This is a genomic window from Agrobacterium sp. lyk4-40-TYG-31, assembly GCF_030209855.1.
GTDB lineage: Bacteria > Pseudomonadota > Alphaproteobacteria > Rhizobiales > Rhizobiaceae > Agrobacterium > Agrobacterium vaccinii.
Genome location: NZ_JARVRE010000002.1, coordinates 484,449 through 501,615, shown reverse-complemented (window position 1 = coordinate 501,615; position 17,167 = coordinate 484,449). Strand labels below are relative to the sequence as shown.

Here is a 17,167-nt window from a genome sequence, read left to right as displayed (position 1 = left end):
CGGCTGTTGTTATCCAACGACCCGATACAACATGATTTCCGGTATAAAAAGGACCCATACACTCCGAATGCCGCTTTGCCCGTGTTCATCAAGCGACCTAAAAAAATAGATCGGTTTCACAACGCTTGGTGCGAAGAAAATAACCTCAGCAAAACGAATGATAGAGCCACCGAAGTGGCATCGGGCTTGGTGGACTGGTACGTCTTATCCTCAGCGCACGAAGCTGGATAATCACCTGAGCTACCGGTATCCGAAACGATAGAAACGCTGCCGGGGCGGCTTAGCCGGCTGAGCGCGGCATCTATAGGTTGGGGCTGGGACGACACGTAGCGTCTATTAATGACGTCGAACTTGCCAACTGTAACGGCACCACTCTCCGCTTCCTAGGGATAGCCAACACAGTTTTTGAGATCATATTAAGTTCGTTTCCACAAATATCCAGTAAATTGGTATGATCATTGAACTTTCCTGAAATTCATCATACATATTTGTAGGAGCTTACTCTTCGCTCGATTTTCAATGATGGTGACCGCGTGCCCCAAAAGCAGAAACGTAGCAAATCCTCCGGGTCTCTTGTCACCAAAGTCAGCGTGAGTCTCAGAGACGCCATTGCATCCGGTCAATACGGCCCTGGAGACCGCTTGCCCAGCGAGATTCAAATGACGGAAACGCATGGCGTCAGCCGTACCGTTGTTAGAGAAGCGGTCACGGCGTTGCGTTGCGACGGGTTGGTGGAGGTCCGTCAGGGGGCCGGAATTTTTGTTCTCAAGAAGGAAAGAGACGGCGCTCCGGTAAAGATAGACAAAGCGAGACTGTCTTCGGATCTCGAAGTGTTGGAAATTCGCACCCCGCTGGAAATCGAGGCAGCGGGGCTTGCGGCACTTCGCAGGTCGCCGTCTCAGGAAGAGGCGATTTTCGAGTGCCACGCCAAAGTGCTGGACTGTCTCGAGAACAACCAGTCCATCCGCGAGGCGGATCTGGCGCTGCATTTTGCGATTGCGGCGGCGACCAACAATCCGCTGTTCACGCAATTTCTGGAACTGCATGGACCCGCGGCCATTCCGCAATCCCGCTTCGTTCCCAAGCAGCAGGAGGTTGACCAGACCGCCTATCGACGCCTGATCCACAGGGAGCATGAGGCCATCATCGTTGCGATTTCAGACCGGGACGAACAGGCGGCAAAGCTGGCCATGCAGGAGCATCTGCGCGGCAGCCAGCTTCGCTACCGCGAGATGATGCGCGATCTGCGCGGGATCGCTGCTAACTAGGCGACGTCTGCGCCCCACACCTCGAATTGGGTGAGCGCTGGAAACGGCGATGGATCATCTGCCTTTTTCAGGTCATGCAAGCGCACCCATTCGACCGTGCGCGGCGGCATGGCGAAGGCTTGAGCGGCACCGGATTTGACCAAGGGGACCGTCAGCACGTGGCCATCTGAAAAGGTCATGCTGGCCTCGTTCCACCAGGCATCATGGGGGAAATCTGCCCTGAGATACAGCGTGACCTGATCAACTAGCACGGGACGCCCGAACGCCAAAGTGAGCGTTGCCGCCGGGTCCTGATTGATGCCCCAGCTGGTATAGGGCCAGAAGCCGTGATCCGTGTTGGCCTTTTCGCCATCGATGGCATTGCGCGCAGCAAAGACGGCCTCGCCGCGCGTTTCCACATTGGCTTTCGCATGGGGAAAGAGCGTCGTGTTGTCGTGGTGATCGAAGGGATTGAAGGCTAGGTTTCGGCGCGTCAAAGCCTCATCTGGGTGAACGCGACAGGCGGATAAGCGGTGGAGGTTGCCCAAGAAGGACTGCGGCGGATAGGTCTTGCGCGTCAGGCCGAACGGGATAGGAAGAGAGAACTCCGTACCCGCCAGAAAGACACGCGCGGGCGGCATGCCGGCATCGAGGCTAAGATCGATATAGCCAGGTTCTGCCGCTTCGATGACGATCCTGTTACCTTGCGCATACTCACTACGATAGACCAGAAAGACTTCGTCGTCGCAACTGGCTTGCGACAGGACCGTGCCTGCGGCGTTGACAACTTTGAGTGTGAGCTTCATCGGCATTCTCCCTTAGCGGATGACGAGGCGAAGGCGTTTGCCTTTGAGCGGAATGAGGGTGCGGTGGATCGCGTCTGGCCATGACTGGCGCAAGCGCGGATCAGCGATCTCGATCATTTCGACGGTGGGCACCGCCGCACCCTCGATATCGATGGAACCCAGGTCACCCAGAACCAGCATGTTGCCAGCGATACGGGGCTTTTCGACCGTCATGAGCGACAGAACGGCATCTCGCTCGCCCTGGTGGTCATCGACGATTTCGACATACTGACCACGGACAAGCCTGATGGTTCTGGTGTAGCTTTGGACACCGGCCTCCGGCGGATAGGCATCGGCGAGATCAAGAGAGATTTCAGCATGCTGTTCAGTGAAATCGACACGGAAATTGCGGGCGGCGAAGGCATCGCCATCCTTCTGCATAACGGCGCCGAAGCTGGGGAGATTGTGGAAGGCCGATTGCATGGTCCAGATGTCGTAACGCTGCGGCGAGAAGGTTTTGGCCGTGTAGGTCTCGACGCCGACATCGATGAGGAAGGGACGGCCATGCTTGTAGAGCGTGACGCTGCCGACATCATTGTGGTTATGGCTTTCGCCATTGTTGCCGCCCTTGACCGCAAGATCGAAGATATCATCGCGGGCGATGGCGAGTTCTATGCCGGAGTAGAACATATCGACTTTGGCGGGCGGCGTGACACTAGCCTCGGCCAGTTCCTGCTCTGCCAGAACCGCTTGCACACGATACCAGAGGTTCCATTCGTCCTGCCTCAAGCGCCTGGGCGAACGCTGCCAGCGATCTACGGCGAAGGCCTGAAGCGCTGGCGATGCGATGGTTTTGCCGACGAGATATTCACGCAGGCCGCTGGTCTCGAACCGCGCAGGGGCGTCTGCGAAGTTGAAGAACTGGTCATCGGCGACATGCATATGCCGAATGAATTCGGCCATGTTGCGGAGCTTGTCTTCGCTCAAAAGCGCGGCTGTCACGCCGGGGGCCGCTTCTTCTAGAACCGCTAGTCCTGTGAACAGGCACAGTGTCGCATGCCCGTAATAGAGTGCGCCCTCTTCACAGGCCCCGTCCTCCGCGTAGTCTTTTTGGAAGGCATCGAGGCTTTTCAGGGCCTGTTCGGCAACGGCGCGGCGGGTGGGCTGATCGGTGGGCTGCAAAAATGTGGATAGGAGGACGTTCTGCGTGATCCACGCCGTCCAGTTGTTCATCCGCTCATCGCCACTGCCCATCCACCAGAAATGGCGCGAGAGGTAGGGCCGGGTGATGCGCTGGTCGATTTCGCTCGATATTCGCGCCAAGAGGGTGGCGTCCAGTTGGGAGGCGAGCAGGAACGAGACGAGCGCCAGATTGGCCGCTGTTTCCGCCGCGAAGAGATCGATCACTGGGTTCTGCGGGTCGGGAAGCGGGGTGCGAGGACCGCCACGGACATGAGAATTGTGCGCGGGCAACTGCCAGCCGCTTTCTTCGCAGATGAGCCACAGGCCGTCGACGATTTCAGCGAGGAAACGTCCATCACCCTCGATACATTCTCCCAGAATCAGCGCGTTCAGCTTGAGGCGGCGCGCAAAATAGAGTGCTTCGAAGCGCGAGCGGTTGCCGTTTTGAGTGTACTCCATGTAGTCGCTGGCGAGGATGGTGGACCACGGCTCATTGAGCGCCTTCACGGCAGCATCGATCAGCTCTGCGCGGCTGGCCTGCGATGCGGAGCGGCGGATGCGTTCAGCCGTGACATCGGCTGCAAAATCACCCAGCCTATTCGGCAAGAGCGGTATCAACTCTGCAAACACGCCCTGACCTCCCGCGCGTTCGATCTTCGATAGCAAGGCTCCTATCATACGTCTTTTTGAATCTCCAGAGAATTTGTCTGACTTTAAGTGAAGTTGTTTGACCAATGCGGATTTTGTGCTATCAAAACGGCAGGAGGCATCAGGTGAAAATCTGATGGCAGGAGAGAGTGCAACAGTGTGCGCCGGTCATGATGACGGCGGGCCGACAATGGGAGGAATGCCGTGGCCATTGCGACCGCGACTGACACACAGGCAGCCCCATACCGCAAGAAGAAGGTCCGGATCGTTTCCAAGAGACGACGCCGGATCGAAAATGCGCTGATCGCCTATTCCTTCATCGCCCCGAACTTTCTCGGCTTCGCCATCTTCACGCTCGGCCCTATTCTCTTCGCCTTTGCGCTCGCGTTCATGCATTGGGATGGCTCCAATGCCATGAGCTTTGCGGGGCTGGATAATTTCTGGCGCCTGTTCGAAGACAAGGCGTTCATTTCAGCCTTCTGGAATACGATCGTCTATACCGTCGTTTCCGTGCCTGCGACGCTGGCGTGCGCGCTGGGACTGGCGGTGCTCCTCAACCAGAAAATTCTCGGGCGCGACTTCTTCCGCACGGCGATGTTCTTTCCCTACGTCGCGTCGCTGGTGGCAGTGGCCGTCGTCTGGAACATGATTTTCAACCCCGAAATGGGGCCGGTCAACATGCTGCTCTATACGCTGGGCATGGACCCTGCCGATATGCCCGGCTGGGCAGCGGACCGGCATTGGGCGATGGTGACAGTCATTCTCTTCGGCATCTGGAAGAGCATGGGTTACTACATGGTGATCTATCTCGCCGGGCTTCAGGGCATCAATTCCGAGCTTTACGAGGCGGCAGGGCTGGATGGCGCCAATGCCTGGCAGAAGTTTATCCACGTCACGCTGCCGCAACTGGCGCCGACGACGTTTTTCGTCACCGTCATGCTGACGATCCAATCCTTCAAAGTGTTCGATCAGGTCTACATGATAACGCAGGGCGGGCCCGGCACATCCACGCTGGTTCTGGTCTATCACATCTACAACGAAGCCTTCATTTCCTGGGATCTCGGTTATTCCAGCATGATTGCGCTCGTTCTGTTCTTCCTCGTGCTGGCCGTGACCGTCGTCCAGTTCAAACGGCAGCGGGAGGACTGAGACGATGCGAATCATGGGCCGGAAAGTCACCGTGGGAACGATTGCCGTCTACGCCACGGTCATCGCGATCACCATCGTCATGCTGCTACCGTTTGCGTGGATGCTCTCGGCATCGCTCAAGCTCAGCCGCGATGTTTTTGCCTTCCCCATCGAATGGATACCGGCGCAGCCGCGTTGGGAAAACTACACCGAGATATGGACGAAAATCCCGCTGGCGCTGTTCATCTACAACACGTCGAAGCTGACAATCATCGTCACGATCATGCAGTTGCTGACATCGAGTTTCGCTGCCTATGCCTTTGCCAAGCTGCACTTTCCCTACAAGAACACGCTGTTCCTGGGCTACATCGCTACCATCGCCATGCCGTGGCAGGTTTATATGGTGCCGCAATTCCTGCTGATGCGGGAATTCGGCCTCAACAACACCCATCTGGCGCTGATCCTGCTGCAAGCCTTTACCGCCTTCGGCGTGTTTCTGATGCGGCAGTTCTATATGTCGATACCCAACGAGTTGTGCGAGGCGGCGCGCATCGACGGCATGAACGAATACCAGATCTGGGCGAAGATCATGCTGCCTCTCTCCAAGCCTGCGCTGTCGACGCTGACGATCTTCACCTTCGTCACGACCTGGAACGACTTTCTCGGGCCGATGATCTATCTGACGAAAACCGAACTGAAGACCATCCAGATCGGGCTTCGCATGTTCATTTCGCAATATTCGGCAGAATACGGGTTGATCATGGCCGCGTCCGTGGTGGCGCTGATCCCGGTTCTCATCGTTTTCCTGGCGCTGCAACGTTTCTTCGTCGAAGGCGTCGCTTCCTCAGGGATCAAGGGTTGATGCCATGCTGAATTTTACCAACACCCAACCGAACCCGATTACCTCTGCCGAAGTCGATGCGGCGATGGCAAAGGCCGTTGAACAGGTGCGGCGCAACCTGCCGGTGTTTACCTACAAGGCACAGAACCATTCCAGCGTTGGCAATTTTTATCCGGCCGTTGCCAACGACCAATGGACCGCCGGGTTCTGGCCGGGGCAGATATGGCTGGCCTTCGAGCATACGGGCGACAAGGTGTTTCAGCATGCGGCGCAGATACAGGTGCAGAGCTTTTTGCACCGGATCGAAAACCGCATCGAGACGGACCATCACGATATGGGCTTTCTCTATTCGCCCTCCTGTATCGCCGCCTGGAAGCTGGTGGGGGATGAGGACGGCAAGCGTGCGGCGCTGATGGCAGCCGACCAGTTGATGGAGCGGTTCCAGCCCATCGGCCAGTTCATCCAGGCATGGGGGCGCAAGGGCAACCCGAATGAATATCGCTACATCATCGACTGCCTGCTGAACCTGCCGCTGCTCTACTGGGCAGCTGAACAGACGGGGCGCGAGGACTACCGCGATGTTGCGCTGGCCCATGCCCGCACCACGCTTGCCCATTCGGTACGGCCCGACGATTCCACCTATCACACGTTCTATATGGACCCGGATACCGGCGCACCGGTACGGGGTGTGACGAAGCAGGGTTATAGCGACGAGAGCTACTGGGCGCGTGGCCAGGCCTGGGGCATTGCGGGAATGGCGTTTTCCTACCGCTACGAGCGCCTGTCCGCCTACCGCGATGCCTTCGAGCGGCTGCTGGCCTTCTATCTGAAACGCCTACCGTCCGATCTCGTGCCCTATTGGGACCTTGTCTTCACGGAAAAAGACGGCGAGCCACGCGACAGTTCGGCAGCGTCCATCGTTGCTTGCGGCCTGTTGGAAATGGCCGATCTGGAAGAGGCTGAGAAGGCGCAGCAGTATCGCGATCTGGCCCGACGCATGGTGAAAAGTCTTGTCGATAGCTACTCGGTCAAGGACCCCGGCATCTCAAATGGGCAGCTTCTGCACGGCACCTATTCGAAGAAAACGCAGCACAACACCTGCCGCGGCGAAGGCGTTGATGAGTGCGTGTCCTGGGGCGATTATTATTATCTGGAAGCACTGACGCGATTGTCGCGCAACTGGGCCTCCTACTGGTGAGCGCGTGAGGGACATATGGCAAGCATTTCGCTGAAAAAACTCAACAAGACTTTTGGTGCGCTCAAGGTCGTCCACGATATCGATCTGGAGATTGCCGACAAGGAATTCATCATTCTGGTCGGCCCGTCCGGCTGCGGTAAATCCACCACGTTGCGGATGATTGCCGGGCTGGAGGAAATTTCCGGCGGCGAGCTTTGCATCGGCGAGGACGTGATGAATGACGTGCCATCCAAGGACCGTGACATCGCCATGGTGTTCCAGAACTATGCGCTCTATCCGCATATGACGGTCTATAAAAACATGGCGTTCGGGCTGCAACTGAGAAAGGCACCGCGCGACTTCATCGATGAAAAAGTGAAGGAAGCCGCCAATATTCTCGACATCACACATCTGTTGAACCGCAAACCGAAGGCGCTGTCCGGTGGGCAGCGGCAACGTGTGGCGCTGGGCCGCGCCATGGTGCGCAACCCAGAGGTCTTTCTTCTCGATGAGCCGCTATCCAACCTCGATGCCAAGCTGCGCGGCACGATGCGGGCTGAGATCAGCAAGCTCCACAAGCGGCTGGATGCGACCTTCATCTATGTGACGCATGACCAGATCGAAGCGATGACGATGGCCGACCGCATCGTGGTGATGAAGGATGGCCACATTCAGCAGGTGGATACGCCACAACAGCTTTACGACCGGCCTATTAATATGTTCGTTGCCGGTTTCATCGGCGCCCCGCAAATGAACATGCTGCCGGTAACCTTGAAGCGCGACGGTGAGCGTTTCACGGCTGTCTTCGATGGCAAGCCGATGCCCTTGCCCGCCAGCATCGATATTGAGCGGCTGCGCCCTTACGAAAACAAGGAGGTCATTCTCGGCATTCGGCCTGAGAATTTTCACGAGTTTGCACCTGCTGATATCGACGCAGCCAACACCGTGCCATTCAATGCCACGCTGGAGCTGGCCGAGCCAATGGGATCGGAGGTTCACCTCAATCTCGTCGCAAACGGCAAGGCACTGATCGCGCGCGTCTCGCCGCGCTTCAAGGGCAGACTGGGCGACGATATCACCCTCATTGCCGACCTGACTGGCGCGCAGGTGTTCGACCCGGAAACCGAACGCTCCATTCTCTACTAACCCGCTGGGAGGCGCATGATGCAATGGCTTGAAGGACTTTGGACAAGGGAGGGAGCCGGGATCGAAAAGGATGCCCCGCGCGCCACCGGCCTTGCCCTGTTCTTCGATATCCTGAAACGCGAATGGTGGGAGTTGGTGAAGCTCAACCTGTTGTTCCTGATTGCCAGCTTGCCAGTGGTGACAATCCCTACCGCGACATTCGCCATGGCGCGGGTGTCCCGCTCCATCGTCTCGGATGAAAACACCTATCTGCTGCGCGACTTTCTAGAGGCGTTTCAGCGCTATGCGGTGCGTGGCACGGTTCTGATGCTGGCCAGTGCAGCGCTAATGGCCGCCAGCACCTATGCCGTTATCACCTACGCAAAAGCGGTGCCGGATGGGCTGATCTATAGCCTGCCGTTGGCGATCAGCGTCGTGATGACGCTGTTTGTCAGTCTCGTCTCCGCCTATGCCATCGTGCTGACGGTGACTCGCGATCTACCGCTTATCAGCTTGTTTCGGCAATCGGCATTAATGGCGCTGGTGAAGCCGCTTCCGATGCTGGCAGCACTGGCTTTCGTCGCAGCGCTGTGGCTTGCGCATATCCTGTTTTATCCGGTGTCGGTGTTCATGCCTGCCACCATTAATTTTTCGCTGGGCATCTTCGCTATCTGCTTTGCAGCAAGGCATATCGAGGTCTTTGACCTCAAAGGGACGCGCTGACCGACACTATCAATAAACCACACAGTCCGGGAGGAAACCGACTATGGAATTCAACACGACACGACGTGCATTCGCACTGGCCACCGCAGGCATCGGCTTTGCCATTGGTATGGGAGGGGCGGCATTTGCGCAGAGCGATGCGCCGGTGACGCTCAAATGGGCGCTGTGGGATCTCGACAAGGGCGCCTACTTCAAGCCGCTGATGGATGCTTATAAAGCCAAGCATCCCAATGTCAGTTTCGAGCCTGTCGATCTGGGTTCGCAGGACTACACGCAGATGATTTCAACGCAACTGACGGGCGGTTCGAAAGACATCGATATCGTTACCATCAAGGATGTGCCTGGCTATGCCAACCTCGTGCGTGCTGGCAACATCACCGATCTCAGCAGCTATATGAAAGACCAGAAGATCGACCCGGCGGGTTATGGCGGGCTGATCGAGGAACTGAGCGTGGATGGCAAGATTTTTGCTTTGCCGTTCCGCTCGGATTTCTGGATCGTCTATTACAACAAGGACGTCTTCGACAAGGCGGGCGTCCCCTATCCAACCAATGACATGACATGGGCGCAGTTCGATGAAATCGCCACCAAGCTCAAGGGCGGCATGGGCCAGAACCGCGTCTATGGCGCGCTGCTGCACACATGGCGCTCCACGGTCCAACTACCCGGCATTCAGGACGGCAAGCAGACGCTGGTCGATGGCAAATACGAGTTTCTAAAGCCATGGTATGAGCGGGCGCTTGCCCTGCAAAAGAGCGGCGCAATCCCGTCCTATGCATCGCTGAAAACCTCCAACACTCATTATTCCGCGCTGTTCTTCAACGGCACCATCGGGATGATGCCGATGGGAACGTGGTTCATGGGCACGCAGATCGCCAAAGTGAAATCTGGCGAATCCAAGAGCGCCAATTGGGGTATCGTCAAGTTTCCGCACCCCGATGGCGTCGAAGCGGGTACGACGGCAGCGCAGATTTCCGGCCTGTCGGTCAATTCCAATTCCGCACACAAGGAAGCGGCGCTTGATTTCATCAAGTTCGTGACCGGGCCGGAGGGTGCGGCCATCGTCGCCTCGACCGGCACCTTCCCGGCGTTGCGATCGGACACGGTTGCGCAGACGATTGCCGCACTTCCCGGCTTTCCGCAGGACCAGAACAGCAAGGATGCGCTGAAAGCTGGCAAGGCCTATCTGGAAATGGCCGTCAACCCGAATGCTGCCCGCATCGAGGTGGTTCTGAACCGCGTCCACGATGCGCTGATGACCGACAACATCTCCATCGATGACGGCATCAAGGACATGGACGACGGTGTCAAAGCCATTAAGTAAGCATCAGGCGGTCGCAGGTCTCTTGCGACCGCCGTTTTTATGATCTGTTTTTGGATAACATGCCGTGCATCACGATAACGCCAAGGCTAACCCGCTTTTCAACAATCCACTTTTGACGAGAGACGATCTCGCAAAGGCTGTGATGGATCTGTTCAACCCGCTTTTACCGTATTTTTCCGAAGGTGGGGCGCGGGTCCGGCTGAGTGCCACGGGCGCGATCTTCGATTATCCGGCAGCGGAACTGGAAGGCTTTGCGCGCCCGCTTTGGGGAATCGTACCGTTGTCAGCGGGCGGATATGACTTCCCGTATTGGGAACTGTACCGGCGCGGTCTGGCGAACGGCACCAACCCGGATCATGCCGAATATTGGGGCGATGTTTCAGACCGCAACCAGCGGCTTGTGGAGCTGGCCGCGATCGGTTTTGCGCTGGCCATGGTGCCTGAGCACATCTGGGAGCCCTTGAGGGATGCGGACAAAGAAGTCGTTGCCGCCTATCTGCTGGCAGCGCGCGAACGGGAATTCGTCGATAATAACTGGAAGTTCTTCCGCGTTCTGATCGATCTCGGTCTGGAGCGCGTGGGCGTTGCTTTCGACAAAACCAAGACGCACGCCTATCTCGATGAACTCGAGGCCTTCGACATTGGCGATGGCTGGTACCGCGACGGACCGGTGCGGCGGGTCGATCACTACGTGCCCTTCGCCATGCATTTCTACGGGCTAATCTATACGGTGTTGGCCAAGGGCGATGATGCGCGCAAAACCCGGCTGCTCCAGCGCTCCAAACGCTTCGCCAGCGATATCCGCCACTGGTTTGGCCCGGATGGCGCTTCGCTCGCCTTCGGGCGCAGCCAGACCTATCGTTTCGCGGCGGGCGGTTTCTGGGGCGGGCTCGCCTTTGCAGATCTGGAAGCTCTGCCGTGGTCTCAGGTCAAAGGCTATTACATGCGTCACATCAGATGGTGGGCGAAGCTACCGATTTGTGACCGCGACGGCGTCTTGTCCATCGGTTACGGCTATCCCAACCTGTTGATGAGCGAGAGTTACAACTCGCCCTGCTCGCCCTATTGGGCGCTGAAGTTCTTCCTGCCTTTGGCACTGCCGGGCGACCATCCGTTCTGGGTTGCGGAAGAAGCAGAGCCAGAAACATTTGCCGAGCCGGTGCCCTTGCCGAAACCCGGCATGGTCGCTTTCCACACGCCCGGCAATGTCGTGGTTCTCTCCTCGGGCCAGCAGCATGACAAAATGCGCGGCGCGCAGGAGAAATATTCAAAATTCGTCTATTCGACGCGCTACGCCTTCAACATCGAGGCAGACGACCGGCATTTTGCAGCGGCCAGTTTCGACGGAATGCTGGGGCTATCGGATGACGGCGTGCATTTTCGCACGCGTGAGACGATGGAGGAGGCTTTGATTGCCGGGGAATGCCTCTACTCGCGCTGGCGGCCATGGGCGGATGTCGATATCGAGACGTGGCTCGTGCCGCGCAACCCTTGGCACATAAGGCTGCATCGCATCCGCACCCCACGTCCTCTGCAAATATCCGAAGGTGGATTTGCCATCGAACGAGCCGATTTTAATCGTGACCGGACGGAAGAGGGCGAAGGCGGTGCTGTCTGTTACGGGCAGGCCGATACAAGCGCCATCTTCGATCTATCGACTGGCACCCGGCGGGTCGGTCTATGCCACCAAGCCATCGCCAACACCAATCTCATACATGCCAGAACGCTTGTTCCGCAGTTACGAGGCACGATCGCGACAGGCGAGACGCATCTTATCACGGCCTGCATGGCTCTCCCCGCCGACACGGCAGCGGAAGCGGCATTGGCCGAATTGCCGGTTACTGCTGATCTGTCTGCGTTGGAAGAGACGTTCAGGCGCGATGGACGGCGGGTTGCGGCCTTTGCTCTGAACGAAAATCGCGAAGGCTGACGCAGATGAATTCCCAACGGTCGGATCGGCTGAATATCGTTACCTGGGAACGGACACAGGAAGATATCGACAGCCCTGACCATCAGGCCCGTCTAGAAAGTTTGAAGCACTGCGCCAATGCTCAATTCGGGCCAGGCGTTTACATCGCCGACAAAGCTGAGGTGTATACGGACAGGTTGATAATGGGTGCGCAGTCGTGGATTGCCGGTCATGCAATCGTGCGCGGTGACATTGAACTCGGCGACAACGTATCGATCAACCCTTATGCCTGTATTTCAGGGAAGGTGAAGATCGGTAACGGCGTGCGTATCGCATCTCATGTCAGCATCGTCGGCTTCAATCACGGCTTCGATGATATCGAGACCCCTATCTACCGCCAGCCGCTGACCTCGCTCGGCATAGAGATTGGCGACGATGTCTGGATGGGTGCCAATGCGGTTGTTTTGGACGGCGTGAAGATAGGACGCGGAGCGATCATTGCAGCGGGCGCGGTGGTGGCAAAGGACATTCCAGCCATGGCCATCGCAGGTGGCGTTCCCGCCCGGGTTTTGAGATATCGCGGCGAGCAGACGCACGCGACAAAACTGCCGGAAACCGAGCGTCTATTGCGGGAAATCGGAGTAGAGATAGCGGGCGACTGGCGCACCGTCATTCGCTCACATGAAAAGGGCGGCGTCTATCGTTCACCCGATGCATCCGGCAATGACGTCGAAAGCGTGAGGCATCTGTGCGACGCAATCGAGATCGCGGCAGCATTCGGAGAGGAAGCTACGGCCTTCGACGCCAGAAAAACCGTAGCTGACTTTCAGGCGATGCAGGATAGCAAAACGGGGCTGTTTTTCGACGCCAACCACAGCCATTCCTCGCCGCCGGAACAAGACCAGAATGTTCTCTACAATATTCTGGCGGTCGGATATGCGCTGGAATGTTTCGAGGCTGCGCCCAAGCACCCTATCGCGTTCGTGGAGAATATGACTGCCGACGACCTTATTCGCCTTCTGGACAATCTGCCATGGCAAAGCCGCGCTTGGCACTGTGGTGCCACGGTCGACGCCGTCGCCACGGCGCACCATTTCAACAGGCGATATTTCACATCCAGCGACAACCTTGCCGTTCTCTTCGGATGGCTGGCGCTAAATGTCGATAAAACGACAGGGCTGTGGGGTGAGCCAACGACCACGCAGGGTCTGCTGCAACCGGTCAACGGCTTCTACCGGCTGACCCGAGGTTCCTACGCCCAATTCGGTCTGCCCGTTCCCTATCCGCAGGCGGCAATCGATTCCGTTATTGCAAACTACCGCGCATATGGAGCGTTTCAGGGCAAGGATTACAACGCCTGCAACCTGCTCGACACGATCCATCCTCTTCTTCTCTGCCTGAAACAGACCAATCACAGACAAGAGGAGGCAAAAAATATTGCCCGCGAAACTGTGAGACGGATCAGGGAGCGTTGGCAAAAAGGCAGGGGATTTGCTTTTGCGGAAGGACACTCTCCTGGGTTACAGGGCACAGAAATGTGGATGTCAGTCCTTTGGCTGGCCGCGAAGCTGCTGGGCGAAGACCAATTTCTGCCATTCAAACCGATGGGCGTTCATCGCGTTGAAATCGTCGGCGCGAACCCTACCGCCCGCTGAGTGCATCGATTAACAGTTCACGCAGTTCGTTCATCGGCCACTCGCGCGTCGCGTTCATGGGTGTCATACTCGCGGTAAAGCCTTCTCTTTGAAATCGGTTGAGGAGCTGCATATCGTCCGTGACGATGTGCACCGGTACGGCTCTTGATGCGGCTGGGCCAGTGATGATGGATGCGGGCTGGTGATCCCCGAGAATAATATAGACAGTGCCACGCCCCTGTCGCGCCATGAAGTCGCCCAGCGTGGCGAGCGAGTAATCGATGGTCTGGATATACTGGCTGCGCACGCGGTCTGGATCGGCCCAGACGACAGCAGGAGGATCGCCGCTGGTTGCTTGGTCGTTGAAAACCGATCCATCGCCAATCTGATCCCAGTCGATAAGCTTTGGCACTGGCGTCCAAGGCGCGTGGCTTGAGATAAGTGCGATTTCCGCCATCACGTTTTGTTCACGGGCGTGGGCAGGTTTTACCGCAAGGCGATCAAAGGCGGACATTGTGTACTGGTCCGGCATCGTGACCCAGTTGAAGGGCTTGCCGCGATATTCGAGACCCGACGCTGGAAGTATCTGATCATAGCCGAAATAGTCAGACTCCGGCCAATCCATGGTAATGGCTGGCATGACAGCGACGCTATGCCAGCCAGCTTGAGAGAACAGTCGGTTCAAGCTCGGTTGCTGGCTGATCATCAAGCGGTCGTACCGCGCCTGACTATCGACCCAAAGGCCTGATAGCAATGTGCCGTGCGCCAGCCAGCTTAGCCCACCAACGGTGGGAGAGGTGATCCAGCCGCTTGCCGCATGGAGTCCTGCCGCTTCGATCTGTTTATCGATTGCGGACAACCTAGGGAGCGTCACGCCTGAGTATCGCGGGTCGTCGACTGCTGATCGCCCGTAGGATTCCACGAAGATCAGGACGACATCCTTGCCCTTCACCGCCTGAAAGAGGTCCTTTCCATGGCGAGGGCCAAGTCCGCTTGCGAGCTGCTGCTCGAAAACCTGCATATCCGCGGCAGAACGAACGATAAGAGCAAGTCTTGCCGAAAGATAAGTTGGCGTTTCAAACTCGACCTGCGGCTTGCCGAGAAGAAGGGCCAATCCGCCGATGACAAGGATGGCTGCGAAAGCGCCGAGCAGCATCTGCCGTAAGCGTCCTCGCGCCTGCGCCATCCACCGCAGCGACATGAGAAAGACTGCCGCTACTGCCACGATGAGGATTATTCCGCCTGCCAGTGCGGCCACGGCGGCGGGCGTGCCCAATGTGCGTGATATGAGGTTCCAGCCGTCACTCAGCATCTTGATGTCGAGATATGGATTGAACTGCCGCTGGAATGCGCTCTGCACGCCGATATCGGAAAGCTTCAGGAAGAGAACGAGAAAGACAACAGCGCCGGAAAAAAGGATAACGACACGCCTCAACCATCCCCGCAATATCAGTGCCAGAATCGCGATGAGAGGCCATTCCAGCGGTAGGCGCGCAAAGGCCCCGTAGCCCAGTGCGTCGGGATGATCAGGCAGGGTGAAGGCAAGGAAAGCAGCGACAGAGAAAAGGAGTGCTCCGACCATCGCTTTCAAGTTAATGTGTTCTCCACCTGTCCCGAATTTTCCCATCAAACCAAACTGCTCCTGTTTATCGCACGTAAAATCTGATGGAAGCCGACATACTGTAAAGGCCGCAACGCTTGAACATACTGCGAATATTCGTGTCCGTCATGATGTTGGCAATCCTTGCCATGATTGTGGTTCGCACCGATCTGACCGCGCTTCAGCAATCCCTCGCGCGCGTTTCGTGGGCGGCCATCATTTCTTGTATCGCGCTGGTACAGGTGCAGATCATCCTTTCCGCCCTGCGATGGCGCTTCACCTCGCAGCGTCTAGGGCAGGACATCGCGCCGCTGAAAGCGATCCGTGAATATTACGTCGCGAGCCTTCTCAACCAGACGCTTCCGGGAGGAATGAGCGGTGATGCCGTGCGCGCGTGGAGAATGCGGGGTGATGAACCGGGCGGATGGAAGCAGCCTGCCAAAGCCGTTCTCTTTGAGCGACTTTCCGGGCAGATTGCGCTCTTCGTTCTGGCGTTGGTGGGGCTTGCCATATGGCCCATCGTCACCGGTGCCAATTTCGGCCAACATACGCGGCATTACCTTGTTTTCGGCGCAACAGTGATTGCGGCGGCTGTGATTGTGCTGCTTTTGAAGAAGCGACGTGGTGAGGCCAGAAGCGCTCTGCGCGAGAGCCTTCTGGATGTTTTCGTCAGGCGCAAGGCCTGGCTTTTTCACACCGTCACGAGCATCGGCATTCTCTCTGCTTACATCGGCGTATTCTTCATTGCGGCACAGGCAGCTGATTCCGGGCTGCCGTGGATCGCGTGTTTTACGATCATTCCGTTCTGTCTCGTGGCGATGCTGATCCCGACCGGATTTGGCGGCTGGGGTACTCGTGAAGCTGCGGCCATGGTACTCTGGCCCATGCTGGGGGCGGCGTCGGTCGATGGACTTGCTGCAAGCATTACGTATGGAGGGCTCTCGCTTGCCGGTGCAGCACCCGGAGCCATCTTCCTCGCCACAGCGGTATTGCGAAAGCGGCCAAGCCACGCCTGAGGCAGGCATCACGAGTGCGCGATCTGTCAAGACAGCAAGTCGGCTGCGACGGTCACGCTGCCATCCGCTTGCGTAGCAGATAAACGATGTCGATGGCAAATGAGATCACCAGCATTGCAAGAGCGGCGGCGGCGAGATAGGCCGAAACCGGCGCCGTGACAGCCGGAACCAGAACAAAACACAGTATTGCCCCCTGCACGACGCAAACGAATTTGCGCCGCAGCGAAGGTGGAAGATCACCAGAGAGAAACGGAGCCACCCAGCCTGCTGCCACAAAGAGGTATCGCATCAAGCCGATCATAAGAACCCACGCGCCAGCCTTATCGAGCATGGCGGCTGCTGCCGAGAGGATCAGGATGAGGAACGCATCCACCTCCATATCGAAACGAGCGCCTAACTCGGATTCCTGACGGTATCGGCGGGCAAGATACCCATCGATACCATCCAACGCCAGCGCGACGACCACGACACCGACCAATATCCAGAGAACCGTATCCGCCGTGTGCAGGCTTTCAAAACACAGCACCATCGCGCCTGTGAGGCTTACGAGCGAGGCCCGAAAGGCGGTCACGATATTGGCGTAGCCGAACCTGCGGTGTGGATATTTCGGGAGAAGATACACCACGAAGCCGAAGATGACCGACAGGGAAATCACGGCAGAGGCGACGAAATCCCAACCCAAGGACATTTCTGTGCGAACGAGCAGCGCAACAATGATCGTGCCCAGCATCAGACAGGCGAGATGTGCCAGCGTGTTTTGAAAAAGGGGCCTTCGGTCCCTGAGACTATTGGGCGTACCGCCATCGATCAGTGTCATTCATTCACCCG

General features: G+C 57.5%; 14 protein-coding genes. 10 read left to right on the top strand and 4 right to left on the bottom strand.

Translation table 11 applies throughout. The annotated features are described in order from the left end of the window. Nucleotides 1-533 precede the first annotated feature (533 nt). Nucleotides 534-1,268: a FadR/GntR family transcriptional regulator gene (locus QRN55_RS03015; RefSeq protein ID WP_111839625.1), complete on the top strand. Its 735-nt coding sequence runs from the start codon at nt 534-536 to the stop codon at nt 1,266-1,268. Here the strand turns inward: QRN55_RS03015 and QRN55_RS03010 are convergent. Together QRN55_RS03010 and QRN55_RS03005 are read right to left on the bottom strand one after the other, a co-directional pair. Next, on the bottom strand, nt 1,265-2,053 hold the full coding sequence (locus QRN55_RS03010) for a DUF7402 domain-containing protein (RefSeq protein WP_284774688.1): 789 nt from the start codon (nt 2,051-2,053) through the stop codon (nt 1,265-1,267). The two genes, QRN55_RS03015 and QRN55_RS03010, sit on opposite strands and share 4 nt — an antisense overlap. 12 nt (nt 2,054-2,065) lie before the next feature. After that, nucleotides 2,066-3,844, bottom strand: coding sequence for a heparinase II/III domain-containing protein (locus QRN55_RS03005; protein ID WP_284774759.1), 1,779 nt, complete (start codon nt 3,842-3,844; stop codon nt 2,066-2,068). Between the two features lie 222 nt (nt 3,845-4,066). On the opposite strand from QRN55_RS03005, the gene QRN55_RS03000 reads away from it, so the two are divergent. The 8 genes from QRN55_RS03000 to QRN55_RS02965 all read left to right on the top strand — a co-directional run bounded on the left by QRN55_RS03000 (nt 4,067) and on the right by QRN55_RS02965 (nt 13,744). Then, nucleotides 4,067-5,011 (top strand): carbohydrate ABC transporter permease, encoded by a 945-nt coding sequence (locus QRN55_RS03000; protein ID WP_233123610.1) that lies wholly within the window; start codon nt 4,067-4,069, stop codon nt 5,009-5,011. 4 nt (nt 5,012-5,015) lie between these two features. Further along, the gene (locus QRN55_RS02995) at nt 5,016-5,852 is read left to right on the top strand and encodes a carbohydrate ABC transporter permease (RefSeq protein WP_045231938.1); all 837 of its coding nucleotides are present in this window, start codon (nt 5,016-5,018) and stop codon (nt 5,850-5,852) included. A gap of 4 nt (nt 5,853-5,856) precedes the next feature. Beyond that, nucleotides 5,857-7,029, top strand: a complete 1,173-nt coding sequence (locus QRN55_RS02990; RefSeq protein ID WP_233123611.1) for a glycoside hydrolase family 88 protein — start codon at nt 5,857-5,859, stop codon at nt 7,027-7,029. A gap of 15 nt (nt 7,030-7,044) precedes the next feature. Continuing rightward, the gene (locus QRN55_RS02985) at nt 7,045-8,154 is read left to right on the top strand and encodes an ABC transporter ATP-binding protein (RefSeq protein WP_233123612.1); all 1,110 of its coding nucleotides are present in this window, start codon (nt 7,045-7,047) and stop codon (nt 8,152-8,154) included. A gap of 18 nt (nt 8,155-8,172) precedes the next feature. Next, on the top strand, nt 8,173-8,856 hold the full coding sequence (locus QRN55_RS02980) for a DUF624 domain-containing protein (protein WP_284774681.1): 684 nt from the start codon (nt 8,173-8,175) through the stop codon (nt 8,854-8,856). A 43-nt stretch (nt 8,857-8,899) separates the two neighbouring features. Then, nucleotides 8,900-10,180, top strand: coding sequence for an ABC transporter substrate-binding protein (locus tag QRN55_RS02975; RefSeq protein ID WP_233123614.1), 1,281 nt, complete (start codon nt 8,900-8,902; stop codon nt 10,178-10,180). Nucleotides 10,181-10,244: 64 nt separating this feature from the next. Next, nucleotides 10,245-12,110, top strand: a complete 1,866-nt coding sequence (locus QRN55_RS02970) for a DUF2264 domain-containing protein (RefSeq protein ID WP_233123615.1) — start codon at nt 10,245-10,247, stop codon at nt 12,108-12,110. A 5-nt stretch (nt 12,111-12,115) separates the two neighbouring features. Next, on the top strand, nt 12,116-13,744 hold the full coding sequence (locus QRN55_RS02965) for an acyltransferase (RefSeq protein ID WP_233123616.1): 1,629 nt from the start codon (nt 12,116-12,118) through the stop codon (nt 13,742-13,744). Here the strand turns inward: QRN55_RS02965 and QRN55_RS02960 are convergent. Further along, nucleotides 13,731-15,305 carry an LTA synthase family protein gene (locus QRN55_RS02960; protein WP_284774757.1) on the bottom strand — a complete coding sequence of 525 codons (1,575 nt, stop codon included), beginning with the start codon at nt 15,303-15,305 and terminating at the stop codon, nt 13,731-13,733. The genes QRN55_RS02965 and QRN55_RS02960 overlap by 14 nt on opposite strands. 116 nt (nt 15,306-15,421) lie before the next feature. On the opposite strand from QRN55_RS02960, the gene QRN55_RS02955 reads away from it, so the two are divergent. Further along, nucleotides 15,422-16,339 (top strand): lysylphosphatidylglycerol synthase transmembrane domain-containing protein, encoded by a 918-nt coding sequence (locus QRN55_RS02955; RefSeq protein ID WP_284774676.1) that lies wholly within the window; start codon nt 15,422-15,424, stop codon nt 16,337-16,339. Nucleotides 16,340-16,391: 52 nt separating this feature from the next. On the opposite strand, the gene QRN55_RS02950 is transcribed toward QRN55_RS02955, so the two are convergent. After that, nucleotides 16,392-17,156, bottom strand: a complete 765-nt coding sequence (locus tag QRN55_RS02950) for a CDP-alcohol phosphatidyltransferase family protein (RefSeq protein ID WP_233123618.1) — start codon at nt 17,154-17,156, stop codon at nt 16,392-16,394. Nucleotides 17,157-17,167 lie beyond the last annotated feature (11 nt).

What these genes read in the sequence shown, in the direction of transcription:
- QRN55_RS03010 (WP_284774688.1), bottom strand. Translation starts at nt 2,053, where the DNA reads ATGAAGCTCACACTCAAAGTTGTCAACGCCGCAGGCACGGTCCTGTCG.
- QRN55_RS02995 (WP_045231938.1), top strand. Translation starts at nt 5,016, where the DNA reads ATGCGAATCATGGGCCGGAAAGTCACCGTGGGAACGATTGCCGTCTAC.
- QRN55_RS02990 (WP_233123611.1), top strand. Translation starts at nt 5,857, where the DNA reads ATGCTGAATTTTACCAACACCCAACCGAACCCGATTACCTCTGCCGAA.
- QRN55_RS02985 (WP_233123612.1), top strand. Translation starts at nt 7,045, where the DNA reads ATGGCAAGCATTTCGCTGAAAAAACTCAACAAGACTTTTGGTGCGCTC.
- QRN55_RS02980 (WP_284774681.1), top strand. Translation starts at nt 8,173, where the DNA reads ATGCAATGGCTTGAAGGACTTTGGACAAGGGAGGGAGCCGGGATCGAA.
- QRN55_RS02975 (WP_233123614.1), top strand. Translation starts at nt 8,900, where the DNA reads ATGGAATTCAACACGACACGACGTGCATTCGCACTGGCCACCGCAGGC.
- QRN55_RS02965 (WP_233123616.1), top strand. Translation starts at nt 12,116, where the DNA reads ATGAATTCCCAACGGTCGGATCGGCTGAATATCGTTACCTGGGAACGG.
- QRN55_RS02960 (WP_284774757.1), bottom strand. Translation starts at nt 15,305, where the DNA reads ATGGTCGGAGCACTCCTTTTCTCTGTCGCTGCTTTCCTTGCCTTCACC.
- QRN55_RS02950 (WP_233123618.1), bottom strand. Translation starts at nt 17,156, where the DNA reads ATGACACTGATCGATGGCGGTACGCCCAATAGTCTCAGGGACCGAAGG.